This is a genomic window from Amycolatopsis coloradensis, from assembly GCF_037997115.1.
Taxonomy (GTDB): domain Bacteria; phylum Actinomycetota; class Actinomycetes; order Mycobacteriales; family Pseudonocardiaceae; genus Amycolatopsis; species Amycolatopsis coloradensis_A.
Window position 1 is genome coordinate 2289343 of the sequence record NZ_CP150484.1, and the last position, 26408, is coordinate 2315750.

Sequence of the window (26408 nt, forward strand, 5' to 3'; positions counted from 1 at the left end):
CTCCGTTCGCGCTAGCATTCCCCTTCAGATGTGACAGGGGAGGGGTCCGATGGCACAGTCACCCGAGACGCGCGTGACGGCGCAAGCCGCGTTCGGCGCTTCGGCGCCCGCCTTGGCGCCGCTGGCGAGCAAGGTCCGGGCAGCCAAGACCGATGCCAAGAAGGGGACCGTCAAGGTCACCGAGGACGCCGCCAAGAAGCTCATCGACGCACTGGTGAAGGCACGGCAGGAGCTCGACGCCCTGATCAAAGGCTCGACGGAGTTCAAAGCGCCCTTGAAACTGGGCGACAACTTCGTCGGGCACACGATGAGCGAACGTTTCCAGGGCGCCGCGACCAAGGGGACCGAAGCGGCCGTGCCCGTCCTCACGGACTTCGCCGGTGTCCTCGAAGACTTCCAGCTCACCGTGAAGGCGGCGCGGAAGCTGTACGTCGCCGCGGACGAGGAGGGGCAGGAACGCATCGAGCGGATCGCCCGCCGGTTCGACATGGAGGACGTCGTCGACCACGAGCGGAAGGAAGAGCGCTGATGCGGATCCTGCCGATGCCGTGGCCGCCGCGCGAGCCCGACCCGGAACCCGGTCCCGACAGCCTCTACGCCGACATCGACTACATGACCATCCCGCACCGGGAGCTCTACGAGATGGTCCACAACGAGCTGGACCTCGCGAGCGCGGAAGCCGCCGCCGGGCAGTGGGCGACCATCGGGGTGGTCCTCGACAGGATCGGTTCGGAGCTGAGGGCGGCCATCGTCGCGACCGCCGACGGCTGGACGGGCGAGGGTGCCGAGAGGGCGCGTGACGTCGCGATCAAGCTCGTCGACTGGGCGAGTGAGACGAGCCTGCGCGCGGACAACGTCGCGAACTGCGTGCGCCGCCAGGCGGACATCGCCGAAACCGCGCGGCGCACGATGCCCGAGCCGCCGGGATACGCCCCGCGGCCCAAGCCGCCGGAGGTGCCGAAACGCCGTCCTGTCCCGGTTTCGGATCCGGATTCGACGCAGGCCATGTCGGCTTCGCCGCCGTCGGGAGGCGGTTTCGCCGAAGCCGGCCGGATCGTCGCCGAACCCACCGACGAGAACGCGCAGGACCTGCACCGTCAGGCCGCCGACGTGATGACACGGATGCAGCGGAGCTCCGGCGAGGTCTACGAGAACGTCCCGCAGTTCGTCTCGTACGGCGAACAGCCGAAGATCCTTGAGAAACCCGAGGAACCGAAGCCGGATCCCGAACCCGAGCCGAAGCCGGAGACGCCCCCGGACGACTCCACGCGCAGCAGCGGCGTCGACGACGCCGGCCCGATCCAGGTGCGGGAGCCGGTCGTCGAGGCGCCGCGTCAGCCCGGTGCGAGCAGCGGTGCCGTCGTGCCGCCGCCCGGCGTCGCGGGCACGACCCAGGATCTCGGGCAGGGCAGCCGCTCGGGTGTCGGCGGGTTCGGCCCGTCGGGGCAGCAGCCCGGTCAGGTCGCGGGGACCAGGGCCGCGGCCGCGGGGATCGGCGGCGTCGGCGGGATGCCGATGGGGATGATGCCGCCGCAAGGGCAGCAGGACGGTGAAAGCCGCAAGTCCCCGGGCTATCTCGTCGAGGATTCCGACGTCTGGGGTCTCAGCGGGCACGTGACCCCGCCGGTCATCGGCGAAGACCCGAGGACCGACCGCTGATGGACTGGATCCGGTTGCACGTCGGCGAGCTGTTCCTTCTCTGGTCGGCGCACGGACGCGACGAACTGCCCGCGGTGCTGGAGGTCCCGCACGTCGGGCGGACACCGGAGTTCCGGGCGGAACTGGTGGCCACGGCGAGCGCGACGCTGTCCGAACGCGGCCTCGGCACGGTCGACTCGCCCGCGCCCGAGCTGGTGCGGCTGCTGCACACCGTCGCGAACAGCGAACTCACGCTGGACCTGCGGCTCGACGGCGACCCGGCGTACCGGGCCGTCGGCTGCGTGTCCGACCGCGGCGCGGTCGCGATCGGCGTTTCGGGCACCGACGTCGAGCTGTCCGAGCTGCGGGAGCCGCTCGTCGCCGCGACCCTGCTGCAGGCGCTGCCGCCGTGCGAGCAGGGACGGGGCCTCTCGGTCAACCTGCGTGTCGACGACTACACGGCCGCGTGCGAGGCGGGGGAGCGCGGCGGGCAGCCGGCGTTCTCCGATGTCCTGCGCGACGCCGGGCTGCGGGAACCCGAGGTCATCGTGCTGGTCCGGATCGCGACGCGGCGGATCGGCGGCGGGCGGCTCGGGGCGGCCAGGAAGTCGTGGGAGGGCCGCTGGGTGCGCGGCGAAGGGACGTTGACCTGGGTGGACACCCCCGACGGCCGCTACGGGCTTCGCCGCGATCGAGGGTGGCTGACCGTCACCCCGCTCGACGCGTCGCGGCTGAAGTCGATGGCGTACGAGCTGTTCACGGGGGCTCGCCAGAGCGGTTAACGAGGGTTAACATCGCGGGGTGACGCACACCGCCGACGCCCCAGAAGTGCTCTGGCGCCCTGAGCCGAGCCGCCTGCCCGACACCAAGATCGACGCGTTCCGCCAGTGGCTGCGCACCGAACGCGGCGTGGAGGTCGACGACTACAACGCGTTGTGGGAGTTCTCCGTCCAGCGCGTACCGGAGTTCTGGTCCGCCGTCGCCGACTTCCTCGGCGTGCGCTGGCACGACGAGCCCGGTGAGGTGCTCACCGGCGGGATGCCGGACGCGCGCTGGTTCGAGGGCGGCACGCTGAACTACGCCGAGCACTCGCTCATGCCCGGTGTCGCGGGCGCCGCGAAGGCCGACGACGAGGTCGCCGTGATCTTCCATCGCGAAGACGGCCTCTCGTCGCAGCTGACGTACGGCGCTCTGCGGTCCGCCGTCGCCTCCGCGCGGGAAGGGCTGCGCAAGCTGGGAGTGTCCAAAGGGGACAGGGTCGTCGCGCTGGCGCCGAACTGCCCGCAGACGCTGATCGCCTTCCTCGCCACCGCGAGCCTCGGCGCGATCTGGTCGTCGTGCTCGCCGGACTTCGGCGTCCGCGCGATCACCGACCGCTTCGCGCAGATCGAGCCGAAGGTGCTGATCGCGGTCAACGGCTACGTCTACAATGGACGGTGGTTCGACAGCAGGTCGACGGTGAACGCCCTGCGGGACGAGATCTCCACGCTCGAAGCGACCGTGCTCGTCGACTACGCCGGCGGCCGCCTCGACGGCACGCTCGACTGGGACCGGCTGCTCGCCGACAACGACGGCGCGGAGCCGGCGTTCGAGCCCGTCGACTTCGCCCACCCGCTGTGGGTGCTGTACTCCTCGGGGACCACCGGACTGCCGAAGGGCATCGTCCACGGACACGGCGGGATCACCCTCGAACACCTCAAAGCCCTTGCGCTGCAAAGCGATCTCGGTCCCGGCGATCGGTTCTTCTGGTTCACCACCACCGGCTGGATGATGTGGAACTTCCTCATCTCCGGCCTGCTGACCGGCACCACGATCGTGCTGTTCGACGGCAGCCCGGGCCATCCCGACCTGAACGTGTTGTGGCACTTGGCCGAGCAGCACCGCGTCACCTATTTCGGGACATCGGCGCCGTACATCCAGAGCTGCCTGAAGGCCGGCATCAAACCGTCCGAGCGGTACGACCTCACCGCGTTGCGCGCCTTGGGATCCACCGGCGCACCGCTGAGCGTCGAGGGCTTCCGGTGGATCGTCGACGAGGTCGGCAAACGTGTCCAGATCTGCTCGGTGTCCGGCGGCACGGATCTGTGCGCGGCGTTCGTCGCGTCCGCCCCGGACGTCCCGGTCTGGCTGGGCGAGCTCTCGGTCCGCGCGCTCGGCGCCGCCGTCGCCGCGTTCGACGAGGCCGGGAGGCCCGTGGTGGAGACGGTCGGCGAACTGGTGATCACCGAGCCGATGCCGTCGATGCCGGTCTTCTTCTGGAACGACCCGGACGGCTCGCGGCTGCGCGAGGCGTACTTCGAGATGTACCCCGGGATCTGGCGGCACGGCGACTGGATCCGGATCACCGGCCGCGGCTCCGCCGTCATCTACGGGCGCAGCGACTCGACGTTGAACCGCGGCGGCGTCCGGATGGGCACGGCCGAGTTCTACCGCGTCGTGGAGTCGTTCGACCAGGTCGCGGACTCGCTGGTGATCGACACGTCGGCGGCGGGGAACGAGGACGGGCAGCTGCTGTGTTTCCTCGTGCTGGCCGAAGGCGCGTCACTCGACGAGGTCGAGCCCGCCCTGCGCAAGGAACTGCGCGGGGCCCTCTCGCCGCGGCACGTGCCCGACCGGTTCGTCCAGGTGAGTGAGGTGCCCCGGACGCTCAACGGCAAGAAATGCGAGGTCCCGGTCAAGAAGATCCTTTCGGGTGTTTCACCTGACCGCGCCGTCAGCCGGGATGCCCTGCTGAACCCCGACGCCCTTGTACCGTTCGTGGAGCTGGCGAGGAGCTGAACGCAGGGGCGGAACTTGGCAGGCGCTTGGCGGGTGGCGGGGGCCACCTCGGTGGCGGTGATCACCTGGGTGACGCGGCTGGCCGGACTGCTGGCCCTGGTCTCGGTGCTGGTCCCGGCCGGGCGCACCCTGCGCGGACGCGTCGCCGAATGGCTGGAACTGCCGCACGAGGCCACGGTCGGCGCGGCGACGGTCGTGCTGGTGACCGGTGTGCTGCTGATGCTGCTCGCCACGGGTCTCAAGCGGCGCAAGCGCCGGGCCTGGCAGCTGGCCGTCGCCACCGCCGCGCTGCTGACCGTGTCGCACCTCGGGCTGCGGCACGCTCTCGGCGCGGGTCTTGTGTCGCTCGCGCTGCTGATCGCCCTGATCCCGACGCGGCGTCACTTCATCGCGCTGCCCGATCCGGTCATCGGCCGGTGGCGCGCGGTCCGGATCTTCCTGCAACTGACGGTCGCCGGGATCGCGATCAACTTCGTGCTGCTTTCGGTCGCGCCGATCGCCGCGGATTTCGGCGACCGGCTGGCGCAGTCGACGCTGGCCCTGATCGGCGTGAGCGGTCCGGTGGTGTTCCCCGCGCTGTGGCTGGAAGACCTGTCGGCCGCCGTCGGCCTGCTGTTCGGGATCGGCGCGGTGCTGCCGGCGGCGTACTTCCTGCTCCGCTCGGCCGAACCCGCGCCGGAGCTGACCGACGACGAGGTCGAACGGCTCCGCGGGCTGCTGGGGGAGCGGGACTCGCTGGGGTACTTCGCCCTGCGCCGGGACAAGTTCGTGGTCTTCTCGAAGTCGGGGAAGGCCGCGGTGACCTATCGGGTGATCGCCGGTGTCGCGCTGTGCTCGGCGGCCCCCCTCGGTGACCCGGAAGCGTGGCCCGGCGCGATCGAGGAGTACCTGGACGTCTGCCGGCGGTACGCCTGGACCCCGGCGGCCATGGGCTGCTCGGAACTGGGCGCGACCGTCTGGGCACGCTTCGGGCTCGAGGTGCTGGAGATCGGCGACGAGGCCGTCGTCGACACCGAGACCTTCACCCTCGAAGGCCGCGTCATGCGCGGAGTCCGCCAAGCCGTCTCGCGCACGAAGCGCGCCGGCTACACCGCGCGCATCCGGAAAGCCGAGGACCTGCCTCTCGCCGAGCTCGATGAACTCCGCACTCTCGCCGCCACCTGGCGCGGCACCGATACGGAACGTGGCTTCTCGATGGCGCTCGGCCGTATCGGTGACCCAGGTTCGATCCTGGTGACCGCCGAACACGAAGGACGGGTGCGCGGAGTCCTCCAGTTCGTCCCCTGGGGCGAGAAGGGCCTCTCCCTGGACGTCATGCGCCGCGACCGCACCGCCGACAACGGCGTCAACGAACTGATGATCTCCGAACTCCTCCTGACGACCCCGGCCCAGCACGTCTCGCTGAACTTCGCCGCCTTCCGGGCCGTCCTGGAACAAGGGCAGCGCATCGGCGCCGGCCCCGTCGCCCGCCTGTCCGCCCGGACACTGCGATTCTTCTCACGCTGGATCCAGATCGAGACCCTCTACCGCTTCAACGCGAAGTTCCAGCCCCGCTGGGTCCCGCGCTACCTCGCCTACCCCGCGGCCCGCGACCTCCCCCGAGTCGGCGTCGCCGTCTTCGAAGCCGAAGGACTCGGCGGGCGCCCATATGCCCTGCTCAGAGCCCTGCAGCGCGTCTAAGGGGGGTGCCTTTCAAGGGGGTACGCGGGGTGTGTAACCTATTTGAGCAGTGGTCGTTGGGCCTGGGAGGCTTCGCCTAGTCTGGTCTATGGCGCCGCACTGCTAATGCGGTTGGGGGTAACCCCCCCTCCCGGGTTCAAATCCCGGAGCCTCCGCTGGTACCTGTTCCGGCAGGTGCTAGATTGATAACTGAACAAGCGCCCGTAGCTCAGCTGGATAGAGCATCTGACTACGGATCAGAAGGTCAGGGGTTCGAATCCCTTCGGGCGCACGTCTGGTTGAGACAGCACTAAGGCCCTCCCGTTCGCGGGAGGGCCTTTTTGTCTGTCCGTTGTGGACTAACCGCGGCGTCGCCGAGCCGCCAAGGCATCGCCGACCGAGCCGCCACCGAGCAGTCCGGCCGCCGTCAGGGCGAGGTGATCGCGAGTAACACCACAGCCGCGGCCACGATGCCCACGATGAGGACCAGCGCGGGCAAAGCCCAACGAGCCGGCCTGAGCGCGTTCGTCGTGCGGGCCTCGTCGGAGATCATCTGCGTGAACCAGTCACTCCGTTGCCTGGTCACCATGAGCTCCCGCACCGGCGCGCTCAGTTCGCGTCGAAGTCCTCGTCGCCTACCAGTTTGCACGTGGCGATCACCGCACACTTCACGAGGTTGTGTAGCTCAGTGGGGAACGATTCCTCGTACTCTGGCTGGCCGAACTCAGGCAGCGGCGGACCATTCAGTCGGCCAGTCGATACGATGCCACTGACCACACGGCTTCCCGAGCCCCGCTTGGGGCCAGCTCGGCTGGGAGAGCCACCCTAGGAAAGGCCGCAAGAGCACAAATCACCGCTGCCGCCACACTTCACTCAGCGGACAACCACACGCCAGCAGCTTCGTCAACCTTACGGACGAAATGAACGCGCCGAGTCGAGCTCTCGTCTACCTGTCAGCCGACGTAGTCGGGGTTGTCAATCATGTCGCGGTGGAGGTGCACGACCTTCACTCCGCAGCGCGCTCCGAGCGAGGTGTGGCGAAGGCGCTCGCTCGGCTGGACGTCCTGCCCGTCACGGGTAACGATGACGACTATCGGATCGGTGCCTTTGTCCACAGACTGCTGCATTGCCTCCCAGAGAAGGTCGCTGAGGGCAGTTTTGGATCCCCAGATCACGACCTTGCGATCCTCGCCGCGAGTTGCTGCACACAGCATCGGCTTGATCTCGATCGACGACTGGTCAAGCACCCATCCCTCTCCAAGCGCAGCGTCGATGACCTCCTGTGGGCCGCGGTATCGCCTTGGTACGTATCGGACTGTCCGTCCAATACCCTCCTGCGCTCTAGAGTACTCCTTCATCGCAGTGTCTTTGATCCAAACGCGCACACGCTTGGCTGCGAAATACCCAAGTAGAATCTCGCCGATCTCCTTATCCGCAAACCATGCCTCGTATTGACGAGTTTTGGCTGGGTTGGACAAAAGCTCCCAGTCTAGGACGTCGGCCGTCCGATAGAGCTTAAGGAGGATCTCTTCGCGGATATTGTCTGGCAAGCTATCTTGAGTCAACTGTCACTCCAGTGTGAAGGGGACTTCGGGGAACTGCAGGCGGTACTCGTCGAAGGCGGTTTCTAGACTCGCGGCGTCCTTGATCCACTCGTCCATTAGCGCCTCGACTAGCTGATCGCTGAAGTCGATCCGTGATGGACTGAAGTTAGCGAGTACCTCCAGAGTGCCGCTGGCCTCCAGTGATCTTTTGAGGTTGAGGGCAGCGGCAATGCGCCGCAGGTCGCTAACGAAATCGAGAACCGTGACCCGTTCCTTACCCTCGCTTAGGCGTAGGCCACGGCCGAGCTGCTGGACGAAGATTCGACGGGAGTGGGTCACTCTGGCGAAACAGAGGATGTTGACATCTGGAACATCGACGCCCTCGTTGAGGATGTCCACTGCGGTCAAGATGGGCGTGCGGCCTGCGGCGAAATCGAGCAGCCGCCGTTGCCTGTCGCGCTTGCTCAGATCGTTGTGCACCGCCTCGGCCCCCGTCCAGAGGGGTGTTTGACGGAGCAGCCGGGCGACTCGCTCAGCGTGCTCGATCGTGCGGCAGAACACGATCGCTCTTGGACGAGTAGTTCGCGCCCATACAGCGGCCAGCTCATCCCTCACAGCGTCGTCGCGTTCGGGAAGGAACAGCTTCGAGTTCAGCTCAGAGAGTCCGTAGGAGTAGATGCTGGCGGCCTTTACGGCGTCCCAATCGATGTCGTCGACAAATAGCTTGTAGTCGACTTGGGCGAGGTATCCCCGGCGCATGCCCTCCTCGATCCCAAGCGTGAAGCTTGGCTCGCCCAGCCGATCAGTGATGTCGTAGGCGTCACCTCTCCAAGGAGTCGCCGTGACACCAAATTGCCACGACCGCTCCAACAGCCGCAGGAGCTGCTCGTACTGCCCGTCCGCACTCAGGTGATGCGCCTCATCGACCATCACCAACTCTGGTCGGTAGCCGAACTCCGCAGCCGAAAGAGCGGAACCGACGGTGGCGCACGTGAGGCCATCCATCTTGTCCGCCTTGAGATCTCCAGTGAGCAACCGGGTCTCCACGCCCTTGGGCAGGTGCCGCCACAGTGCGCGCTCAAGCTGGTGCACTAAGTCTTTTGCGTGCGCCACGACGAGCACCCTGGCCTTTGGGTTGTTTTGGAGATACTCGCCGATGACCTCCCCGCCAACAACGGTCTTACCAAGCCCGGTTGCGAGGACAAGCAGCCCGCGGCCAGTTGACCTCAAGTCGGCTTTCAGCCGCGCGACTGCTTGGTCCTGATAGTCACGCCGCCTGACCTGCCCAAAGTGATCGGGAAGGCCACTGAAAGCTCGTTCGAGATGTCCGCCGTCCCAGAGGGCGATCGGTGGGCCAATGCGCCCCAACTCTGCAGCTCGCCTACGAGCCGTAGGGCTAAACCTCGAGTTTGTGACAACTGCGGCGCGTGTGACGCGATAGCTATCTCTGGCTCGTGCGACCTCGTCCACCGCCTCCTCGCCCACCGGCCCTCTGCTCTTCCATTTACACTGCAGGACCCACTCTCGCCCGCGCAGTTTGGCCAGGATGTCGCCGCCCTCGTCCCCCGGACCGTCGATGTTGACTACAGATGTCGCACCGAGGTGCCACAGCAGCCGCTCGATTCGCCGTGGGAACTGGACTGGACCGGAGGCGAGCAGAGTCGGAGGATCGAGAAAGTGACCCACGCCGACGCGCCCCCTCACCGAGCCAGTGCGCGTGACACCAACCGGGCACTGGCTCGTACGCGTGCGAGCTCGTCGAGCTCCAGCCGGGGGCGCTGCTCTTCCAGAAGGGCGAGATCACCTAACGGACCGAGCACCCGCTCTACCACCACATCGCGCACTGACTCATCGACTCCCTCGTAAGCCCTGGCAAAGACTCGGTTGTCAAAGAACGTTTCGGGTGCCTCACGGAGGATTCGCTTAACCGCGTTGCCCCGCAGGTAGCGTATGAACTCGCCGGTTTCGATCTGGTCACCCCAAGGCTCGGCTCCTGGGACTTCGAACGCGAATCGACGTTGCGCGTCCTTACGCTCCATCTCAGTTGTCACATGCCAGTGTCGCTGAGGTGACTCCGCCACGAACGGGATCATCGCTTCGCGTACCTGATCCAGCAGCCGCTCCGCCATGTCGGCCATTGCGGTCGGGGTGAGGTCATCCACGGCGTTCGAGTCCTTGAGGTGGGCGATGACTCGTGACAAAGGTGTGTCCAGTCTGCTCGCCCGCACGCGCAGATACTCGGAGACCTCGACTAGGGCGATGTCCCGCGGATCAGCGCCGCGGCGTTGGAACAGTGGATCGTCGAGGTTGACGAACACCTCCAGCGTCGGTGACCTGAGCATGTAGGTGACGACCGGCGCAGGCTGCTCGCGTCGGTCGATGAGCTTCTGTCCCTTGACCAGCCACGCTGACAGCTCGATCGAACCCAGGTCGGCCAGGTTGTACTTGCCGTTTAAGTCGAGCAGCGGCTCTCCGTGCTCGCGATAGCGCTTGAGTCGATCCTCGACTGTCTCCGCTGGTGGATTCGACTCACCCTTATCGCCCGGCTGGCCGTGAGGTCCCGTGCCGTCGTCGTCACCTTGCTCGTCGTCATCCAGCCCGGGCAGAATGCCGGTGCCGGACGCGTCGTCACCTGTGTCGGGCTCCGTAGGTGGGTGGTCGTTCTGATAAGCGGAGCGGTACCAAATCTCATCCGTCTCGTAATCGGGATCGTTGTCGCGAAATCGCTTGGCCCACTCATAGGTTTTTTCGTGGATTGGTTGCCCGTCTTTGCCTGGGATCAGATAACTGAGTCCGGCCGGCGAATTCCGTCGGTATCCGGTGTACAGCAACGCAAGTGGACTGTCATTGACAGTCCCGGGTAAGCGTTTGGGGCGCAATGGCGTGTCGCCTCGGATCAGCCTGAGGACCTGTTGCCATTCCAGGCTTTCGAACTCGAACGCGTTCTTCTGGTAATTAGGCGTGACATGGTCACAGTGGATTTCGCCGACGATACGACCACGAGCAGACTTGTCGTCGATCGGGTACTCGAGTTCGGGGTCGACGGCGTCCTCTGGCAGCCAGTAAAAGGCGCGTTTATCTCGGATTAGGATCTTGCGACCATTGCGCAAGAAATCAATCCCATATTCGGACTTGTGTACATAGCGCTGGATGCCGATCCAACCATGCACGCGGCGAGCGCGCTTGGAGAGCCGCTCACTTCCGCACTCTTCGCAGAGCTCTACGTCAAGAGGGTTCCAGTTACCACAGTCCATGCAGGCTAGCCTCGCCGAGAGCTCCCTGTCTATCCGTTGCACGGCGTGGATGTCGACACCGTTGCGAGTGACGAATCTGGACTCATCCCACACGCATTGACGGCGGGGAAAGACTTTCTTGTTGTTGAGCGTGAGGGTGAAACCCTTGGTTTCGAGGAGATAGCTGTAGATATCACCAAGATTTTCGCGAATTGCCTTCTGCGTGTTCGTCCGCCTGAGCGCCTGGAACTGTTCGGACTTTAACTCGCTGACGGTGACAGTGGTGCCGTGCTCGGCTGGGTTTGCCTTCGGCACGAGGCGAAAGGGTGCCTGGTAGCGCTCGGTATTGGCGATCTCTGCCAGGTTGAGAACGACTTCCACCCAGTGCGTGTCACCTTCCCGACTGGTGACTACCGTCGTGTGCCTGCCAAGGCGGGCGGTGCTGATGTTGAATCCCATGCCGAACAGGCCGAGTGCACCATGTCGGGCATTGCTAGTCCAGCCAGCGCTGATCGCCTTAGTTACTGCCTCCAGGCTCATTCCGCGTCCGTTATCCCGCACGGAGATGCTGGCGGTGGAGCGATCGGCGTTAGCGGGCGGGAGCGAGACGGCGACCGTGGGCTTCTTCGTTGTGTCGTTTGCGGACAGGAACTCGTCGAAGGCGTTGTCGATGAGTTCGGCGAGGCACTGCCAATTGGCGAACTCGATGTCGCCGAGCACGCCGAGAATCCTCGGATGCGGTGTCACATCGATGAATCGACTTTCGCTCACGAGTCTCCCTATCCGCTGTCCCTCGGCGCCAAACACGTACGGGAGCATGCCCGTCTCCCCCGGAAGGCTACAAGCCGTCACAGCCAGTCACGAACACAGAGTAGTACTAGCTGCCGGTCGTCAGGAGGGCGGCACGCATTTTGGGTCGCCTCCCCTCGCAAGAGTCGTCGCGCTCAGGGTACGGTTCCCGTGACGATCGCCCCCGCAACACTCGGGCGATTTGACGGTGACCAGATGATCTCTCGGGTAGGATTTTCGCATGGCTGACCAGCGGAAAGGATCGCGGGTGGAACGAACCTCGGTGGAGCTTTTCGCCGGCGGCGGCGGCTTGGCGATGGCTGTCAGCAACGCTGGCTTCCGTCCGCTTCTGCTCAATGAGTTTGCCAAACATGCCTGTCGGACGCTTGCGATCAACTTGGCTGATCCTGTTCCAGATGGTGTGTTGCCAACCATACCTGCCCCGGGTCAGCGCCCCCCGTTAGTGAGTGGCGACATTCAGTCGCTTGACATGTCCTATCTCGCCGAAGCGGAAGTCGACCTCCTGGCGGGTGGTCCCCCGTGTCAGCCCTTCAGTCTGGGCGGTATCGCAAAGGGTGACGAGGACAAGCGCAACATGTTCCCGGAGATGTTTCGGGCTATCCGGGAGATCCAGCCTAAGGCGATCATCTGCGAGAATGTCCGGGGGTTGCTGCGCCCCTCCTTCGCGCCGTACTTCCGCTACATTCTCAACGAGTTGGCCCTTCCGTTTGAGAAACGGGATCCGGATTCGACCTGGCAGGAACATAACGCATTACTGATCAAACGGCTGGCAGAGACGCAAGACGACCCGCGTAAACGGTACGTAGTGAGGCCATTCCCGGTCAATGCGGCCGACTACGGGGTGCCGCAGATCCGACACCGGGTTATCATCGTCGCCTTCCGATCGGATCTCGATGTGGACATCGACGCGTTCGCAGCTTCGGTACGACCCGAGTACTCGGAGGCGGCGTTGCACCGCTCGATGCTCGACGATGACGAGGGCAACCCCGGTTCCTATTGGGTGCGGCACCCAGATGTACCCCCGCACGTGCGTGACAGGGTAGTCGCGCGCTTGCCCACATCCCCACTACTCGATGATGGACGCAAACCGTGGCGAACGCTTCGCGACGCGCTTTCGGGGTATCAGGGGCCGGGCAAGGAGAACCTTCCTCCTGTGCCCGACATCCCTGATGAGTGGCTTGACCGGGTCGATCGAAAGCCGAACGGGTTCACCCATCACGTAGGATGGCCAGACGCCCGGATCTATGACGGCCATACCCCTAACGAACGTGACCGCCCGGCGAAGACCGTAAAGGCGGGTGTGCACGGCGTTCCCGGCGGGGAGTCAGTAATGCTCCGAGATGACCGAGTCAAAGATCCCACCGCCCCTGGCGGATGGCGCTACAAGCACCGGTACATGACTGTGCGGGAGGCGGCGCGAGTGATGTCGTTCCCGGATCAATGGGAGGCAAGCGGCCCGCGGGGCGAGCAGATGCGTCAGCTTGGAAACGCGGTTCCTGTGCTGCTCGGGGAGGTCTTCGCTCGGGCCGTCGCTACCGCGCTGGAGAAGGCGGAGAACCAGGAATGATCGGTCAGCCTCGTGCTTCGGCCCGAGGCTCTCGCTGGCCTGCGGAACGCGCCTGGCGACTGGTTGGCGCTAGGAAGCGAGCGGCGTCTGAGCAAGATAAGGCGGCAGGCGGGCGGGCCTGCCGGGTAGTAGATCATGGGAACGGGCGGACGAGCCTTGCTTCGGTGCGGCTACGGCCAACGGCGAATGGTCAGGTCGTAGCCTCGTTGCGGTGGACGGACGGGCGGCGGTCATATACGCGTGGCCTCGGAGTGGTTACCGCCAATACGCGTGCTGGCAATTTGGCCCAGGCGTGGAGTCGTGCTCGGGATAAGGGCCTGCCGAAGGTCTCCGATGACTCATGGGCCACTTCTCGAGCTGCGCGCCACGTCATGCGTGCGAATCAGGGGCGTGACACCAAGCCTGAGCTGCTACTGCGTTCCCGTCTATACCAGCGCGGACTTCGCTACCGAGTATCCGCCCGTCCGCTGCCGACGCTGCGCAGGACAGCGGACATCGTATTCCCCCGGGCGAAAGTTGCAGTGTTCGTGGATGGCTGCTTCTGGCATGGTTGCCCAGAGCACCACCGGCCGTCTCGGTCCAATGCGACGTTTTGGCGCGACAAGATCGAAGGGAACCGCGCGAGAGATCGGGAGACCAATACTGTGTTGCGCTCGGAAGGCTGGGCCGTGGTACGGGTATGGGAACATGTCGAAGCAGCTGAGGCCGTAGACCTGGTGTTGGCGGCGTTGGCTGAGCGAGGCGTGGCTCCGCGAGAGTCACCGTGATGTGAAAGGGTGCCGTCGTGGGGGATGACTCGCCGAATCCGCCTACCGCTCGCCTCTTCAAAGGATTTGAGGCGTATCAGTCACCGACGGATGCGGATTACTCTGCTGTCCTGAAAACGGGATTGGTGGTTCTCGACACAAACGTGCTATTAAACCTCTACCGGTTCACCAAAGAGGCTCGAGGTGATCTTCTCAGGGTTTTCGAACGGCTTGGCGACTCGATGTGGGTGCCGCACCAAGCGGCACATGAGTTTTTCCGCAACCGCGAACAAACAATCTTAACCCGACACAACGTCCATGCGGCTGCTGTTAAAGATCTTGAGAAGCCGGTGCAGGCGGTGCGTGATGTCATGTCGCGTTGGATGAAGGCTGTCGGCCTTCCGCAGTCCCGCCGTCATGAGCTTCTTTCGACTCTCGATGAGGCTTACAGTAAGATTAGGGAATTTATCACCGAGGACCGTGACGATTCGCTGCAGGGCGCTCGAGATACCAACACGGATCCGATCCTCGCCATGCTTCTGCGGCTGCTCGATGGGCGTATCGGTCCGGCGTTCTCGCAGGAGGCTATGGCCAAGGCTCTCAAGGAGGCGGAGCGGAGAAATCAGACGCGAACACCGCCCGGATACCAGGATAGAGAAAAGGATGACAATCGTAGTGCGGGCGACTATCTGGTATGGGAGCAGACGCTTTTCGAAGCGGAGCGTCGAAAAGTAGACGTCCTGTTCGTGACCGGTGACGTGAAGGAAGACTGGTGGCGACGCGTGCAGAACTTGCCCGTAGGACCCCGAGTGGAACTGGTGGACGAACTACGAGACCGCACCGGTAGGCGACTGTTGATGGCGCAACCGCAGGATTTGCTTCGAATCGCGGGAAACTTGCTAGACATCGTAGTTCGTCCTAGTTCGGTGGAGGAGATACAGGATTCGGGCCGAGTGGAAGCGGGGGCCACGAGCACACGTCAAGACCGGATTCGACTGTATCTTGAGAGTGCGCTCGGTACGGGCCTGCCAGCAGGCATGGTGCTCAATTCTCGTGGCGCGAACGAACTCTCGGGATGGGACATCGTGATCGACGGGTCGCATCGCCAACGGGTGCTGATTTGGTTCTACGATCCGTTACGACCGTTCAACGACATCGCCACTGATTCAGTGCGCTCGACAGCGACCGCCATGGTTAGAGGCGCGAGGCGTCGGTTTCTTGGTGAGGAATCGTGGTTGGTGTGCGTCGCGGACCTCACCACTTTGGCCAGGCGGATGGATGTAGAGCGCCGAGAACCATGGGAAAACAATCCTGAAAAGAACTCCGCTTCGGCGCGTGCGGCTGCGGAGTTTGCGCCATATCTGCGCAACCTCAAGGAGGCTGGATTTGATCACGTGGATCACGTTATTGATACCGAAACAGATAACCTGGCGAGACTGGATTCCGTCGCGGACAAGGTGCGGGAATATCTCGCAAGGTCGGCTCGACCATGATCAAGCGCACTGGTCGTTCACGTCGTTCGTCAGTCCCTGAGACCCATGATCTGGATAATGGTGTGGATAGTTTGCGAAGACTAGCCAGCTAATCCCCGAACACGCTGGCCAGAGCCTCCCGGATTAAGCCCGCCAGATCCGCCTCTCCGCCAGTCTCCGCCCACCGCAGCAGCGCGACATGTGCCGCGCCCAGGCACGCCATAGCCGTAGCCCGCACCTGAAACTCTTCGTCCGGCGAAGGAGAAGGGCCGCTGAGAGCGGCCACGATCGCATCAGCAGTCGCGTACTGGCTGTCCAGATGCCGCGCCCGCAGCGCCGGCACCGAGATCATCAGCCGTAGCCGCGTCAGCAGGAAAGCCTTCTCCTGCGAAGACCCCAAAGCGGCGGTCGACTCCAAGGCGCGGCCGATCCGCGCGGCCAGGGGAAGGGAAGGAGGCTGCGCAAGCACGGCGGAAGCGGTCACAGGGTCGTACTCGTCGTAGAGGACCAGGTCCTCCTTCGTCGGGAAGTGCCGGTAGACCGTCATCGCCGAGACGCCGGCGGCCGCGGCGACGTCGGCGACGGTGGTCGCGTCGTAGCCGACGTCGGTGAAGAGGCGGATCGCGTGCTCCTGCAGAAGAAGCCGGGTTTCGGCGCGCTGGCGGTCTCGGAGACTCACGTGGTAGACACTATCAAAGTGTTAGTCACTAACATCTGGGGTGGACGATGAAGACGGCATTGGTGACCGGGGCGTCGCGGGGGATCGGGGCGGCGATCGCGCGGAGGCTCGAGAAGGACGGCATACGAACCATCAAACTGTCGAGTGAGCAGGCCGACTTGTCGACCATGGCGGGAGTCGACAAAGCCATCGAGGGCATCGACAGCCTGGACATCCTGGTCAACAACGCGGCCGCCCAGCCGGCGGGCCCGATCGAGACGGACACGCCCGAAAGCTTCGACCGCCTGATGGCGGTGAACGTGAAAGCGCCGTACTTCCTCATCCAGCGAGCACCGCTGAACGACGGCGGCCGCATCGTCAACGTCTCGTCGGTCGCGACCAGGATGGCCAACCCCGACCAGACGTCCTTCGCGATGACCAAGGGCGCGCTCGAGACGATGAGCCGCACCCTCGCCCACCAGCTCGGACCGCGCGGGATCACGGTCAACGTCGTCGCGCCGGGCGCCACCAGGACCGCGGACAATGGCGAGATCTTCACGCCGGAGCTGGAGGCCGCCATCAAAACCCTCACCGCGCACCGGAGGCTCGGTACAGCGGAGGACATAGCGGACGTCGTCGCCTTCCTCGCCTCCGACGACGCCCGGTGGGTGACCGGGCAGGTCCTCGACGCGAGCGGTGGGTTGTTCCTCGGTCCTCCGGCCCAAGGGGTTCAATAGGGCGGTGACGTGGTTCAGCGAGGACGAACTCCGCAGGCAGGCCGGTGACGTCTCTTTCGCGCGCGGCTCCAAGTACCTGGAGTCGGTCGAGACGCTGGACGACGTCGCGGGCGGGGTCACGGCGGTGGTCAGCGGCACCGACCGGTACACGGTCCGGTTGCGCAACGTCGACGGCGAGCTGGTCGGCGAGTGCACCTGCCCGCACGCGGCGGACGGCTTCTTCTGCAAGCACTGCGTGGCCGTCGGGTTGCTGGTCCTCGAGGGCGTGGCGGACGGCGGCGCGGCCGACATCCGCGGGTACGTCGAGACCCTGGACCGCGCCGAGCTGATCGAGTTGCTCGTCGGGCACGCGAACGAGGACCCGGCCCTGTTCCGCAAACTCTCGCTCAAGGCGGGCCGCGGCGACCTCGACGCGTTGCGGCGTCACGTCGAGCGAACGTTGCGGTTGCGCGGTTTCGTCGGCTTCCAGGGCACGGTCGCGTACACCGAGAAGGTGCGCGAGGTGCTCGCCACCGCCAGGGAACTCATGGACGGGCCGCTGCTGTGCCGCATCATCGAGCTGGTGGTGGAGGCGCTGGACTTCGTCGAGGATTCGTTCGGCGCGCTCGGCGACGAGGCGCGGGGCGCGCTCGCGTTGTACGCGGAGGCCTGCGCGGACTCGCCGCCGGAGCCCAAGGAGCTCGCGGAGTGGCTGCTGCGGCTGGACCTCGACGGCTCTGGCCGGGTCGACGTGAACATCGCGGACTTCACCGCGGGCCTCGGTTTCGAGGGGCTCGCGGTGTTCCGCGCCGGTGTCGAGGAGCGGTGGAGGCTCGACGACGGAGAAGACCCGTACCGCAGCCGCAAACTCCAGCGGCTGCGCGAAGGGTTCGCCGCGATGCGGAACTGGAAAGCCTAGAACCGCTGACGGTTGCGGTACAGCTCCTCCAGATGCCGTCGCCCCGCCTGGTCGCCGGTGTCGGCGGCCGCGCGGAACCAGTGCTCGGCCTCCTGGAAGTTCCCGTGGTCGGCGGCGAGCGTGCCGAGGTTGGTGTACGCGGGGACACTGCCGAGCTCCGCGGCCTTCCGGTACCAGGCGGTGGCCTCGCCGGGATCGTTCCGGTCGTTGGCCAGCACGCCCAGGTTCGTCATCGCCGCGGCGTCGCCCCGTTTGGCGGCCTTGAGATACCAGCGTTCGGCGGCGTCGAGTTCGCCTCGGCGGTGCAGCACCAGGCCGAGGCGGACGGCGGCGTCGGGGGCGCCGGCGGCCGCGGCGGCGTGGTAGCAGCTTTCGGCGCGCGTGAGGTCGCCCCGTTGCTGGGCCTGGTGGCCGAGTTTGATCAGCGACGTCGCGTCGGCTTCTTCGCCCGCCTTGCGCCACCAGGGATCCGCTTCGGAGGTCCGGCCGGTGTCGCAGAGCACGGCGCCCAGCGTGATCATTCCTTCGACGTTGCCCGCCTCCGCGGCGTCGCTGGCCCAGTACTCGGCTTCCTGGAGTTCGCCACGCCGGTGCAGTGACCGCGCCAAATCCGCCATCGCCTCGACCCGGCCCTCGCCGGCGGCACGCCGCCACCAGTCCTCGGCGGCGTCCGAATCCCCTCGTCGCGCGCAGAGATTTCCCAGATGCGACATGGCATGCGAATCACCGGCCGTCGCCGCTTCCCGATACCAGCGTTCGGCCTGCTCCGGCACGCCGCGTTCGTTCAGGAGGTGCGCCAGGTTGCCCATCGCGACCCTGTCCCCGCCCTCGGCGGCCTTGCGGAACCACGCCTCGGCCTCGTCGAGATCGCCGCGCTCCAGCGCGGTGGATCCCATACGTGCCATGGCGATCACGTGTCCGCGTTCCGCGGCCTTCCGGTTCAGATAGTCGTCGATCCGGGTGTTCCATTTACGTTTTCCGTCGCCCACAAGCCCGCTCCTTCCGGCAGCGTCCCTGGGGTAGTCGCTGCTCAGGACCCGGATGTGACAACAACTACCGCGTGTCATCGCCGTGTCGCACCCGGTTTCCCCGCCCGCCGCGGCGATACTTGGCGCTCCCCAACCCCCGTCGAGAGGAACCGCGCGGTGGCTACGCGTACCAGCCAGATGACCACGGCACAGCGGCTGCTCCTGCTGATCACCCTCGCCGCCGTCGTACTCGCGGTCTTCTGGTTCGTGAGCGGCAAGGGCGACGCGCTGCAGCCGAAGCCCGCCAACCCCGCGAGCGCCGCCGACGCGCGCAAGCAGCTGGACGAGCTCACCGTCGCGCCGCGCGGTTCGATGGACGGCTACGACCGCAAGAAGTACCCGCACTGGGACAACCAAGGGAACAACTGCAACACCCGCGAGTTCGTGCTCAAGCGTGACGGCAAGGACGTCAAGGCCGGTTCCGACTGCGCCCCGACCTCCGGCAGCTGGACGAGCATCTACGACGGCGAGACCTGGACGAAGCCGACCGACGTCGACATCGACCACATGGTCCCGCTCGCGCAGAGCTGGGTCAGCGGCGCGAAGTCGTGGACCGACGAGAAACGGCGCCAGTTCGCGAACGACCTGACCCGCCCGCAGCTGTTCGCCGTCACCGACAACGTCAACCAGGAGAAGAGCGACAAGGCGCCGGACCAGTGGAAGCCGCCGCTCGTCTCGTTCTGGTGCACCTACGCCACCGACTGGATCACCGTGAAGCACTACTACGGCCTCACGATCACCACCGCCGAGAAGAGCGCCCTCAGCGACATGCTCGGTCGTTGCTGATCCGCCCGAATTCGGGTTGGCTGGGGCGATGGCGACCTTCGTACTGATCCACGGCGGTGGCGGCAGCGCCTGGGACTTCCACATCCTCGAGGCGGAGCTGACCGGCCGCGGGCACGACGTCGTCGCGGTGAACCTGCCGATCGACGACGAGAAGGCCGGTTTCCCGGAGCACGTCGACGCCGTCGTGAACGCGATCGGTGACCGCGAGGACCTGGTGATACTGGGCCATTCCTACGGCGGCTTCACCGCGCCGCTCGTCGCCGGGAAGCTGGCGGCGCGGCTGCTCGTGATGCTGACGCCGATGATCCCCAAACCGGGCGAGACACCCGGGGATTGGTGGGGCAACACGGGTTTCGAGGACGCGAAGGACCTCACCGACGTGGAGAAGTTCTACAACGGTGTCCACTCGGACATCGTCGCGGAGGCGGGCTCGCACGGCCGGAACCAGGTCAGCGCGGAATGGTCGCAGCCGTGGCCGCTGGACGAGTGGCCGGACGTCCCGACGAAGGTGCTCATCGCGCGCGAAGACCGCTTCTTCACGCCCGAGTTCCAACGCCGGGTCGTCCAGGACAGGCTCGGGTTCGCCCCCGACGAGATCGACGGCTCCCACTCCGTGCCCTTGAGCCATCCCAAGGAACTGGCGGACCGGCTCGAGTCCTACCTCACCAGCGGTCCAGCCGCATGACCTCTTCGAGCGGCTGACGCGCGGCCGGCTTGAAGGTGTCACCGGTGTAGAACGCCGTCGGGATGAGCGCGGCCTGGTGCACGTTCTCCGGCAGGCCGAGGATCTCCGCGGCTTCCTTCTCGTACGCGAGGTGCAGCGTCGTCCACGCCGTGCCGAGCGTGACGGCCCGCGCCGCGAGCATGTAACTCCACGCCGCGGGCAGCAGGTTCCCCCACAGACCCGCCTGGTTGCCGGCGGGCAGCTCCGCGCTGTTCGTCTCCAAGCACGGGATGACGTGCACGGGCACCTCGCCCATCTTGTCGGCCAGGTACTCGACACTGGAGCCGACGCGCTTCTGCACCTTCGACCGTTCGGGGTCGTCCGCGAACAGTTTCCCCGCCGCCCGTGGGGAATCCAGGTACTCCCGGCACGCACGCCGGTACAGCTTCCCGAGCTCTGCCCGCTGCCCGGGGTCGGTGATCACGAGCCAGTGCCAGCGCTGCGTGTTCGACCCGCTCGGCGCCTGCAGCGCCACCTGGAGGGCGTGTTTGACCAGTTCGAGAGGCACCGGCCGGGTCAGGTCCAGTCGTTTGCGGACGGTCCGGGTGGTCGTCAGCAGCTCTTCGGGCGTCATCCGGCGATTATGTCGTTATGATCCGCTGGTGGGGAGGCCGCCGCGCGAACGAGGTATGGGCACTTTGCTCAGGCACCTCCTCGAAGTGACCGAGGCGGACGTCGCCGCGTTCTTCGAGGACATCGGGCTGGGGGACTACCGCCCGCGGTTCACGCCGTTCGTCCGCGCGATCGTCACGTACGGGCCGCTGCCCATCCGCGACCTCGCCGCCGAAGTCGGCGTGACCCATTCCGCGGCCAGCCAGACGATCGCGCAGATGGCGCGCCAGGACCTCGTCTCGCTCCGGCCCGGTGCCGACGCCCGGCAGCGGATCGTTTCGCTGACCGAGAAGACGCGGCGTCTGATGCCGACGCTCGAAGCCGAATGGGCGGCGACCAGCGCCGCGGCCGCGCAGCTGGAAGCCGAACTGCCGTACCCGCTCAGGGAGGTGCTGGTCGCCGCCGTCGAGGCCTTGGAGCGGAAATCGCTCCGGGAACGCATCGCCGAAACGGACGCGGCGCTCAGGCTGAGGCGTCTGCCCGGTCGAGACTGAACACGGCCCAGACGTACTTCCCGCCGGAGCAGAGCTCGTGGCCCCAGTCGTCGGACAACGCGTGCACCAGCTGGAGACCGCGGCTGCGCGCCGCCATCGGCGATGGCTCCTTCAGCTTCGGCCGCCCCGACCCGGAATCGAAAACCCGCAGGGTGAGCCTGCCGCCGGAGTATTCGACTTCGAGCCTGTCCGGCTTCTCGCCGTGCTCGAAGGCGTTCGTGACCAGCTCGGAGGTCGCCAGGAGGACGTCGTCGACCGCCGGGCCGTCGAGGCCGAAGCCCGACAGAGTCGCTCGTACCGCCTGCCGCGCGACGGCCGGTGCCGTCACATCGACCGGCAGAGGGAGGGAGACCACCGGCAACGAGCCCTCCGATCGGGTCTTGGACATCGTCATGGTTCCGCACCTCCCCTCACGAGAGACTCCCAGATCCGCTGTTCGCCTCCCAGATACCCACAAGGGCCGTCGACGAATCAGGTCCCGTCCGTGAGTTCGGTCTCGGTCAGACCTTCCCGCATTTTCTTGAGCGTGGCGGCCAGCAATCTTGACACCTGCATCTGGGAAACACCGACACGGCGGGCGATGTCCGACTGGCTCATCCCGGACCCGAACCGCAGCGCGACGATCTTGCGCTCACGGTCGGGCAGCCGTTCTAGCATCGGTCGCAGCGCCTCGCGCAGCTCCGCCTGGCTCAGGTTGGCGTCGGCTTCGCCGAAGCGGGTGTGCGCCGAGTTCTCCAGGAGGTTGTCCAGCGAGGCGCCGTACCGGCCCTGGCCGGCACGGAGACCCTCGTAGACCTCGTCGATCGGGACGCCGAGATGGGCGGCGATCTCACTGGGCTTCGGCGCGCGGGAGAGCCGGATCGTCAGCTCTTCGCGCGCGGCCGAGATGTTCGCGTTCAGCTCCTTGAGGCGCCGGGGCACCCGCACCGACCAGCTGTTGTCGCGGAAGTGGTGCCGCAGCTCGCCGGAGATGGTGGGGACCGCGAAGGCCAGGAAGTCGCTCCCCTGGCCGGGGTCGAACCGGTCGACGGCGTGGATCAGCCCGATCGTCGCGATCTGGACCAGGTCCTCCATCGACTCGTCCCGGTTGCGGAACTTGCGCGCCAGATTGCGCGCGAGTTCGAGGTGCGCGCGCACCAGCTCGTCCCGCAGCGCTTCGCGTTCGGGAGCGCCTTGGGGCAGCGCGCACATGCGCTCGAACAGGGCCGGGACGTCCGCGCCGTCTTGCTCGACGGGTTCGGTCACGGCCGGGCCGCCTCGCTCTCCCGGATGAGCTCCACCCTGGACAGGTAGCCGCCGTCGGCCGGGGTGACACTCCGTCGCGCGGACGTGGCCAGCGCGGTGAGCAGTTGCCAGGACAGACCGGTCTCGTCGTCGGGTTCCGGAGAGTCCGAAAGCACCGAAACGGTCACCTCGATCCGCCCGTCCTTCCAGGAGAAAACGCAGGTCAGGTGCCCGTCGGCGGCCGAGGGGAGCAGCATGGAGCAGGCTTCGTCCACCGCCATCCGGAGATCTTCGACGGCGTCCAGGTCGAAGTCCTGGCGCATCGCGATGTCCGCGACGATCGTCCGGAGAGTCGGTACCACATGCGGTACCGCGGCCGTGCGTACCTCGATGAGTTGAGCGCCCTCGCCGCTGGGCGGGGTGTTGTCCACCACGTGTGTTCCTCTCTCCAGCTGCACTGCCGATCCGTCAGATGCCCTGGGTGTGAGCAAACCAAACCCACGTTTGAGCCGCGCAGGGGGCGGGCATGTAACCGGCGACAAACGATCTCCTGGGAAGGCGGGGACCGACATGGCTGACGTGAGCCGGCTGCCGAACGTGGTGGCGGAAGAGTGGGACTGGCAGCTCCGTGGGTCGTGCCGAGGCGCTGACAGCAGCTTGTTCTTCCACACGGACAACGAGCGCGGTTCGGCCCGCGAGCGGCGCGAATCGCGGGCCAAGGCCATCTGCCACACCTGCCCCGTCCTGGCGCAGTGCCGTAAGCACGCGCTCGCCGTGCAGGAGCCGTACGGCATCTGGGGTGGACTGGGCGAGATCGAGCGCCGCGAGCTGTTCCTCCGCGAACGCCGCGCCGGGCGCAAGGCGTTGACCGCGCATTGAGCGTGTCCCGGGCACCGGTCGGCGACGCGCGCGACGGCGATCGTGGCGCCTCGTCCGTACTGGGTTAGGGTTGGGACTGTCGTTGCGGGGACAGCCACGCCTACCCGCCGAAGAAGAGCGTGCGTCCGTGTCCGGACTGGGCGCGGCCGTCGCTTGAGACCACAGGCGCGTTCCGGCGCTGAGCGTCGGTTCTCACCTGATGAGGAGAATGTGCATGCCCGCAGCGGACCAGAACACCACGCCGCCCGGTTTCAGCATCACGCTGGACGCCGAGGCGTCTGAACCGCGTGTGGTGGTCACCGGTGAGCTCGACCTGCTGACGAGCCCGCAGCTTCAGGAGACCCTCGGGGCCCTGATCACGGACAAACCGTCGGGTCGGGTGGTCGCCGACCTGACCGGCGTGACGTTTTTCGACTCCTCGGCGTTGAACGTGGTGCTCCAGGCACAGCGTCAGGCCGCCGAGAAGGAGGTCGAGCTCGAACTCGTGCCCAGCCCGCAGGTGAGCCGAGTGATCGAGCTCACCGGCGTCGCCGAGCACCTCAGCGTGTCGGAGGAGCCTCCCGCCTGATCCCCCGATACGGTCGTGGGCTCGTGATCCGCGACACCTGGGGGCAGCACGATGATGGGGCGGACGCATGCCCTGACCGGATGGTGCGCGGGCCTCGCGCTCGCACCCGTCGTCGGGGCGGGCACGGTGCACCAAGCGGTCGTGTTCGCCGCGACCACGGCCGGATTCGCCCTCCTGCCCGACCTCGACCACCCGGGCGCCCGCGCGTCGAAACTGCTCGGCTGGTTCACCGGCGCGATCTCCTGGCTGCTCCGCCGGGTTTCGGCGGCCCTCTACGCGCTGACCAAGGGGCCTCGGGACGAGAAGGTCACCGGTAAGCACCGCCATCTCTCGCACACCGTGCTGTTCGCCGTCGGTCTCGGCTTCCTGACCTCCTGGGGCACCGCCGAGGGCGGTCCGTGGGCGGTGTTCGGTGTCGTCGTCCTCGGCCTGCTGCTCGCCGAAGGCGCGCTCGGCGACTGGCTCCTGCCGGTCAGCGGCGCCGCGGTCGGCTGGTGGGTGTGGACCGCCCCGCCGGACAAGGCGGCGCAACTCGCGGAGATCTCCGGCTGGCTCGGCATAGCCGTCGCGGCCGGGTGTTTCGTGCACTGCCTCGGCGACGCGCTGACCGAATCCGGCTGTCCGTTCCTGTTCCCGATCCCGATCGCGGGCGAGACCTGGTACGAGATCCGGCCGCCGAAGCCGCTGCGGTTCCGCACCGGCAAGAAGGTGGAGAACCGGCTGATCTTCCCGGTGTTCGCGGTCGCCGCGGTGGTGCTGATCCCCGGTGTCCGGGAGTACCTGTTCACCACGGTCCAAGGACTGCTCACGCCGGACGGGACGCAGACCGCGGTGCAGTGAGGAATGCCCTCGTCGCCGTCGGCGTTGAATCGGAACGCCGGACCCGGTTGAGGAGGGGGAACAGTGGACAAGCCCGTGCTGCGCGCCGACGCGCGCCGCAACCGAGCGAAGGTGCTCGCGGCCGCCGAAGAGGCCTTCGCCGTCGACGGTCTCGCCGTCCCCCTCGACGAGATCGCCCGCATCGCCGGTGTCGGCGCGGGCACCGTCTACCGGCATTTCCCCAGCAAGGAAGCGCTCTTCCAAGCCGTCGTCGTGGACCGGCTCGAACAGTTCGCACGGGAAGCACGCGAACTGCTGACCGCCGAAGACCCCGGCGAAGCGTTCTTCGACTTCTTCAAACGCGTCGTCCAGCAGGCGTNGCTGACCGCCGAAGACCCCGGCGAAGCGTTCTTCGACTTCTTCAAACGCGTCGTCCAGCAGGCGTCGCGCAACCGGGCACTCTGCGACGCGCTCGCCGAGACGACCGGGCTGGGTTTCAAAGCGAGCGCCGGCAACGACTTCCGGGCGGCCTCGCAGGCGTTGCTGACGAGGGCACAGGCCGCGGGCGCGGTCCGCGAGGACATCGACGGCGACGACCTGCGCGCCCTGATCGCCGGATGCCTGGCCGCGGAACGGTACTCACTCGAAGAGCGGCATCTCGTGCGGATCATTGTCGACGGTTTGCGCACGCTACGTAACAAAACGTAAGATCAACGCGAGAAGTCCTCGTACCTGCGCTTCGCATGGCGAGGGGGTGCCGGATGTCGAGTCAGGGTCCCACCACCGGTCCCGTCACGGTCGCGGCCATCGCCGGCCTCGCGACCGGGCTGCTCGTCGCCGCCCTCCTGGTGGCAAGCCGCGAGCCGCAGCGCCGCGTGTACGAAACCGGCACGACCCCGCCCCCGGCCACGACCTCCCGTTCGGTCGGGCCGGTCACGGTGACCGTGCCGGCCAGTTCGCCGGAACCGCTCGTCATCACCCGCACCAGCACGCCCAAGCCGCGCACGGTGACCAGGACCGTGACACCTTCACCCACGTCGACGGTGCTCCCACCCAGTACGACCACAGGATTCCGCAGCGACTGATGCAACCCGGGCGGCCTTCGCCTCGTCTGCCCGGTATGCGGCGACTTCCCGTTTTCCTGCTCCTGCTCACGGCCTTGACCGCGTGCGGTCCCGGTGAGAAGGCCTGCCCGGCCATCGCCCTGTCGGAGGGGATCTCCCTCGACATCCCGCCGGAACTGGCCGCCGGTGTCACCCGTGTGTCGCTGGAGTTGTGCTGGGCCGGTGCCTGCGTGACCGAAGCCGCGTCCGGTGGCGAGCACGTCTTCATCCCGACCCGGGGCCTGCCGACCACGCCGGTCCGGACCACGGTGACCCTCGACGACGGAAAGCCCCACGTCCTCGACGTGACCCCGGCGATCGCCTACCCGGCGGGCGAAGCGTGCGGAGGCGGGGTGCCGACCGCGAAACTGGTCGTGACACCCGGTGGCGAAGTACGGCAAGTACCGTGAAGGCCGCCCGTCCCGACGGAC

The 26408-nt window shown here is 66.5% G+C and carries 29 protein-coding genes and 2 tRNA genes; 20 read left to right on the plus strand and 11 right to left on the minus strand.

Going from position 1 to position 26408, the window contains the following annotated elements; genetic code table 11:
- Window positions 1-49: 49 nt before the first annotated feature.
- From LCL61_RS10745 to LCL61_RS10775, 7 genes are all read left to right on the plus strand, one after another.
- Window positions 50-529 carry a hypothetical protein gene (locus tag LCL61_RS10745; protein ID WP_340686696.1) on the plus strand — a complete coding sequence of 160 codons (480 nt, stop codon included), beginning with the start codon at window positions 50-52 and terminating at the stop codon, window positions 527-529.
- Window positions 529-1659: a PPE domain-containing protein gene (locus LCL61_RS10750; RefSeq protein ID WP_340686697.1), complete on the plus strand. Its 1131-nt coding sequence runs from the start codon at window positions 529-531 to the stop codon at window positions 1657-1659. Before LCL61_RS10745 ends, LCL61_RS10750 begins: the two co-directional genes overlap by 1 nt.
- Window positions 1659-2420: an ESX secretion-associated protein EspG gene (locus LCL61_RS10755; RefSeq protein ID WP_340686698.1), complete on the plus strand. Its 762-nt coding sequence runs from the start codon at window positions 1659-1661 to the stop codon at window positions 2418-2420. The genes LCL61_RS10750 and LCL61_RS10755 overlap by 1 nt, the downstream gene beginning before the upstream one ends.
- Window positions 2421-2439: 19 nt before the next feature.
- Window positions 2440-4416 carry an acetoacetate--CoA ligase gene (locus LCL61_RS10760; RefSeq protein WP_340686699.1) on the plus strand — a complete coding sequence of 659 codons (1977 nt, stop codon included), beginning with the start codon at window positions 2440-2442 and terminating at the stop codon, window positions 4414-4416.
- A 33-nt stretch (window positions 4417-4449) separates the two neighbouring features.
- Window positions 4450-6096: a phosphatidylglycerol lysyltransferase domain-containing protein gene (locus LCL61_RS10765; RefSeq protein ID WP_340688549.1), complete on the plus strand. Its 1647-nt coding sequence runs from the start codon at window positions 4450-4452 to the stop codon at window positions 6094-6096.
- A 65-nt stretch (window positions 6097-6161) separates the two neighbouring features.
- Window positions 6162-6251: transfer RNA gene (locus LCL61_RS10770), tRNA-Ser, on the plus strand.
- A 42-nt stretch (window positions 6252-6293) separates the two neighbouring features.
- Window positions 6294-6367: transfer RNA gene (locus LCL61_RS10775), tRNA-Arg, on the plus strand.
- A 135-nt stretch (window positions 6368-6502) separates the two neighbouring features.
- Here the strand turns inward: LCL61_RS10775 and LCL61_RS10780 are convergent.
- From LCL61_RS10780 to LCL61_RS10795, 4 genes are all read right to left on the minus strand, one after another.
- Entirely contained in the window at window positions 6503-6661 is a 159-nt protein-coding gene (locus LCL61_RS10780; protein ID WP_340686700.1) for a hypothetical protein, read from the minus strand.
- Between the two features lie 367 nt (window positions 6662-7028).
- Complete coding sequence (locus LCL61_RS10785) at window positions 7029-7640, minus strand: hypothetical protein (protein ID WP_340686701.1); 612 nt, start codon at window positions 7638-7640, stop codon at window positions 7029-7031.
- A 3-nt stretch (window positions 7641-7643) separates the two neighbouring features.
- Window positions 7644-9323, minus strand: coding sequence for a DEAD/DEAH box helicase family protein (locus LCL61_RS10790; RefSeq protein ID WP_340686702.1), 1680 nt, complete (start codon window positions 9321-9323; stop codon window positions 7644-7646).
- Window positions 9320-11623 carry an ATP-binding protein gene (locus LCL61_RS10795; RefSeq protein ID WP_340686703.1) on the minus strand — a complete coding sequence of 768 codons (2304 nt, stop codon included), beginning with the start codon at window positions 11621-11623 and terminating at the stop codon, window positions 9320-9322. Before LCL61_RS10795 ends, LCL61_RS10790 begins: the two co-directional genes overlap by 4 nt.
- Window positions 11624-11882: 259 nt before the next feature.
- Between LCL61_RS10795 and LCL61_RS10800 the strand changes: the two genes are divergently transcribed.
- The 3 genes from LCL61_RS10800 (at window position 11883) to LCL61_RS10810 (ending at window position 15468) form a co-directional block, all read left to right on the plus strand.
- Window positions 11883-13229: a DNA cytosine methyltransferase gene (locus LCL61_RS10800; protein WP_340686704.1), complete on the plus strand. Its 1347-nt coding sequence runs from the start codon at window positions 11883-11885 to the stop codon at window positions 13227-13229.
- A gap of 371 nt (window positions 13230-13600) precedes the next feature.
- Window positions 13601-13996 carry a very short patch repair endonuclease gene (locus LCL61_RS10805; protein ID WP_340686705.1) on the plus strand — a complete coding sequence of 132 codons (396 nt, stop codon included), beginning with the start codon at window positions 13601-13603 and terminating at the stop codon, window positions 13994-13996.
- A 17-nt stretch (window positions 13997-14013) separates the two neighbouring features.
- On the plus strand, window positions 14014-15468 hold the full coding sequence (locus tag LCL61_RS10810) for a PIN domain-containing protein (protein WP_340686706.1): 1455 nt from the start codon (window positions 14014-14016) through the stop codon (window positions 15466-15468).
- Window positions 15469-15556: 88 nt separating this feature from the next.
- On the opposite strand, the gene LCL61_RS10815 is transcribed toward LCL61_RS10810, so the two are convergent.
- Window positions 15557-16126, minus strand: coding sequence for a TetR/AcrR family transcriptional regulator (locus LCL61_RS10815; RefSeq protein ID WP_340686707.1), 570 nt, complete (start codon window positions 16124-16126; stop codon window positions 15557-15559).
- A 47-nt stretch (window positions 16127-16173) separates the two neighbouring features.
- On the opposite strand from LCL61_RS10815, the gene LCL61_RS10820 reads away from it, so the two are divergent.
- Both LCL61_RS10820 and LCL61_RS10825 read left to right on the plus strand, forming a co-directional pair.
- Window positions 16174-16842 carry an SDR family oxidoreductase gene (locus tag LCL61_RS10820; RefSeq protein ID WP_340686708.1) on the plus strand — a complete coding sequence of 223 codons (669 nt, stop codon included), beginning with the start codon at window positions 16174-16176 and terminating at the stop codon, window positions 16840-16842.
- A 4-nt stretch (window positions 16843-16846) separates the two neighbouring features.
- Window positions 16847-17740, plus strand: a complete 894-nt coding sequence (locus tag LCL61_RS10825) for an SWIM zinc finger family protein (protein ID WP_340686709.1) — start codon at window positions 16847-16849, stop codon at window positions 17738-17740.
- On the opposite strand, the gene LCL61_RS10830 is transcribed toward LCL61_RS10825, so the two are convergent.
- Window positions 17737-18729, minus strand: coding sequence for a tetratricopeptide repeat protein (locus tag LCL61_RS10830; protein WP_340686710.1), 993 nt, complete (start codon window positions 18727-18729; stop codon window positions 17737-17739). The two genes, LCL61_RS10825 and LCL61_RS10830, sit on opposite strands and share 4 nt — an antisense overlap.
- A gap of 156 nt (window positions 18730-18885) precedes the next feature.
- Here LCL61_RS10830 and LCL61_RS10835 point away from each other — a divergent pair, with 156 nt between their 5' ends.
- Together LCL61_RS10835 and LCL61_RS10840 are read left to right on the plus strand one after the other, a co-directional pair.
- Window positions 18886-19554, plus strand: a complete 669-nt coding sequence (locus LCL61_RS10835) for an HNH endonuclease family protein (protein WP_038507695.1) — start codon at window positions 18886-18888, stop codon at window positions 19552-19554.
- Between the two features lie 28 nt (window positions 19555-19582).
- Entirely contained in the window at window positions 19583-20239 is a 657-nt protein-coding gene (locus tag LCL61_RS10840; RefSeq protein WP_340686711.1) for an alpha/beta hydrolase, read from the plus strand.
- Here LCL61_RS10840 and LCL61_RS10845 read toward each other — a convergent pair.
- Window positions 20217-20852 (minus strand): nitroreductase family protein, encoded by a 636-nt coding sequence (locus LCL61_RS10845; RefSeq protein WP_340686712.1) that lies wholly within the window; start codon window positions 20850-20852, stop codon window positions 20217-20219. The two genes, LCL61_RS10840 and LCL61_RS10845, sit on opposite strands and share 23 nt — an antisense overlap.
- Window positions 20853-20907: 55 nt before the next feature.
- Between LCL61_RS10845 and LCL61_RS10850 the strand changes: the two genes are divergently transcribed.
- Window positions 20908-21384, plus strand: coding sequence for a MarR family transcriptional regulator (locus LCL61_RS10850; RefSeq protein WP_340686713.1), 477 nt, complete (start codon window positions 20908-20910; stop codon window positions 21382-21384).
- Here LCL61_RS10850 and LCL61_RS10855 read toward each other — a convergent pair.
- From LCL61_RS10855 to LCL61_RS10865, 3 genes are all read right to left on the minus strand, one after another.
- Window positions 21353-21778: an ATP-binding protein gene (locus LCL61_RS10855; protein ID WP_340686714.1), complete on the minus strand. Its 426-nt coding sequence runs from the start codon at window positions 21776-21778 to the stop codon at window positions 21353-21355. The genes LCL61_RS10850 and LCL61_RS10855 overlap by 32 nt on opposite strands.
- Window positions 21779-21855: 77 nt before the next feature.
- A complete protein-coding gene (locus tag LCL61_RS10860) occupies window positions 21856-22629 on the minus strand; it encodes a SigB/SigF/SigG family RNA polymerase sigma factor (protein ID WP_340686715.1) in 774 nt (257 codons plus the stop codon).
- Window positions 22626-23042 carry an ATP-binding protein gene (locus LCL61_RS10865; RefSeq protein ID WP_005149761.1) on the minus strand — a complete coding sequence of 139 codons (417 nt, stop codon included), beginning with the start codon at window positions 23040-23042 and terminating at the stop codon, window positions 22626-22628. Before LCL61_RS10865 ends, LCL61_RS10860 begins: the two co-directional genes overlap by 4 nt.
- Window positions 23043-23178: 136 nt before the next feature.
- Between LCL61_RS10865 and LCL61_RS10870 the strand changes: the two genes are divergently transcribed.
- From LCL61_RS10870 to LCL61_RS10885, 4 genes are all read left to right on the plus strand, one after another.
- Window positions 23179-23487, plus strand: coding sequence for a WhiB family transcriptional regulator (locus LCL61_RS10870; protein WP_016330769.1), 309 nt, complete (start codon window positions 23179-23181; stop codon window positions 23485-23487).
- Window positions 23488-23701: 214 nt separating this feature from the next.
- Window positions 23702-24055 (plus strand): STAS domain-containing protein, encoded by a 354-nt coding sequence (locus tag LCL61_RS10875; RefSeq protein WP_340686716.1) that lies wholly within the window; start codon window positions 23702-23704, stop codon window positions 24053-24055.
- 54 nt (window positions 24056-24109) lie between these two features.
- The gene (locus tag LCL61_RS10880; protein ID WP_340688550.1) at window positions 24110-24895 is read left to right on the plus strand and encodes a metal-dependent hydrolase; all 786 of its coding nucleotides are present in this window, start codon (window positions 24110-24112) and stop codon (window positions 24893-24895) included.
- Between the two features lie 63 nt (window positions 24896-24958).
- Window positions 24959-25582 carry a helix-turn-helix domain-containing protein gene (locus LCL61_RS10885; RefSeq protein WP_340686717.1) on the plus strand — a complete coding sequence of 208 codons (624 nt, stop codon included), beginning with the start codon at window positions 24959-24961 and terminating at the stop codon, window positions 25580-25582.
- A 61-nt stretch (window positions 25583-25643) separates the two neighbouring features.
- Here LCL61_RS10885 and LCL61_RS10890 read toward each other — a convergent pair whose 3' ends face one another.
- Window positions 25644-25910, minus strand: coding sequence for a hypothetical protein (locus LCL61_RS10890; RefSeq protein ID WP_340686718.1), 267 nt, complete (start codon window positions 25908-25910; stop codon window positions 25644-25646).
- A gap of 84 nt (window positions 25911-25994) precedes the next feature.
- Between LCL61_RS10890 and LCL61_RS10895 the strand changes: the two genes are divergently transcribed.
- On the plus strand, window positions 25995-26387 hold the full coding sequence (locus tag LCL61_RS10895) for a hypothetical protein (RefSeq protein ID WP_340686719.1): 393 nt from the start codon (window positions 25995-25997) through the stop codon (window positions 26385-26387).
- Window positions 26388-26408 lie beyond the last annotated feature (21 nt).

Excerpts from the sequence above, each read along its gene's own strand:
- LCL61_RS10745 (WP_340686696.1), top strand. The coding sequence starts at position 50 with ATGGCACAGTCACCCGAGACGCGCGTGACGGCGCAAGCCGCGTTCGGC.
- LCL61_RS10750 (WP_340686697.1), top strand. The coding sequence starts at position 529 with ATGCGGATCCTGCCGATGCCGTGGCCGCCGCGCGAGCCCGACCCGGAA.
- LCL61_RS10755 (WP_340686698.1), top strand. The coding sequence starts at position 1,659 with ATGGACTGGATCCGGTTGCACGTCGGCGAGCTGTTCCTTCTCTGGTCG.
- LCL61_RS10800 (WP_340686704.1), top strand. The coding sequence starts at position 11,883 with ATGGCTGACCAGCGGAAAGGATCGCGGGTGGAACGAACCTCGGTGGAG.
- LCL61_RS10805 (WP_340686705.1), top strand. The coding sequence starts at position 13,601 with ATGCGTGCGAATCAGGGGCGTGACACCAAGCCTGAGCTGCTACTGCGT.
- LCL61_RS10820 (WP_340686708.1), top strand. The coding sequence starts at position 16,174 with ATGAAGACGGCATTGGTGACCGGGGCGTCGCGGGGGATCGGGGCGGCG.
- LCL61_RS10840 (WP_340686711.1), top strand. The coding sequence starts at position 19,583 with ATGGCGACCTTCGTACTGATCCACGGCGGTGGCGGCAGCGCCTGGGAC.
- LCL61_RS10845 (WP_340686712.1), bottom strand. The coding sequence starts at position 20,852 with ATGACGCCCGAAGAGCTGCTGACGACCACCCGGACCGTCCGCAAACGA.
- LCL61_RS10850 (WP_340686713.1), top strand. The coding sequence starts at position 20,908 with ATGGGCACTTTGCTCAGGCACCTCCTCGAAGTGACCGAGGCGGACGTC.
- LCL61_RS10855 (WP_340686714.1), bottom strand. The coding sequence starts at position 21,778 with ATGACGATGTCCAAGACCCGATCGGAGGGCTCGTTGCCGGTGGTCTCC.
- LCL61_RS10870 (WP_016330769.1), top strand. The coding sequence starts at position 23,179 with ATGGCTGACGTGAGCCGGCTGCCGAACGTGGTGGCGGAAGAGTGGGAC.
- LCL61_RS10875 (WP_340686716.1), top strand. The coding sequence starts at position 23,702 with ATGCCCGCAGCGGACCAGAACACCACGCCGCCCGGTTTCAGCATCACG.
- LCL61_RS10880 (WP_340688550.1), top strand. The coding sequence starts at position 24,110 with ATGGGGCGGACGCATGCCCTGACCGGATGGTGCGCGGGCCTCGCGCTC.
- LCL61_RS10895 (WP_340686719.1), top strand. The coding sequence starts at position 25,995 with ATGCGGCGACTTCCCGTTTTCCTGCTCCTGCTCACGGCCTTGACCGCG.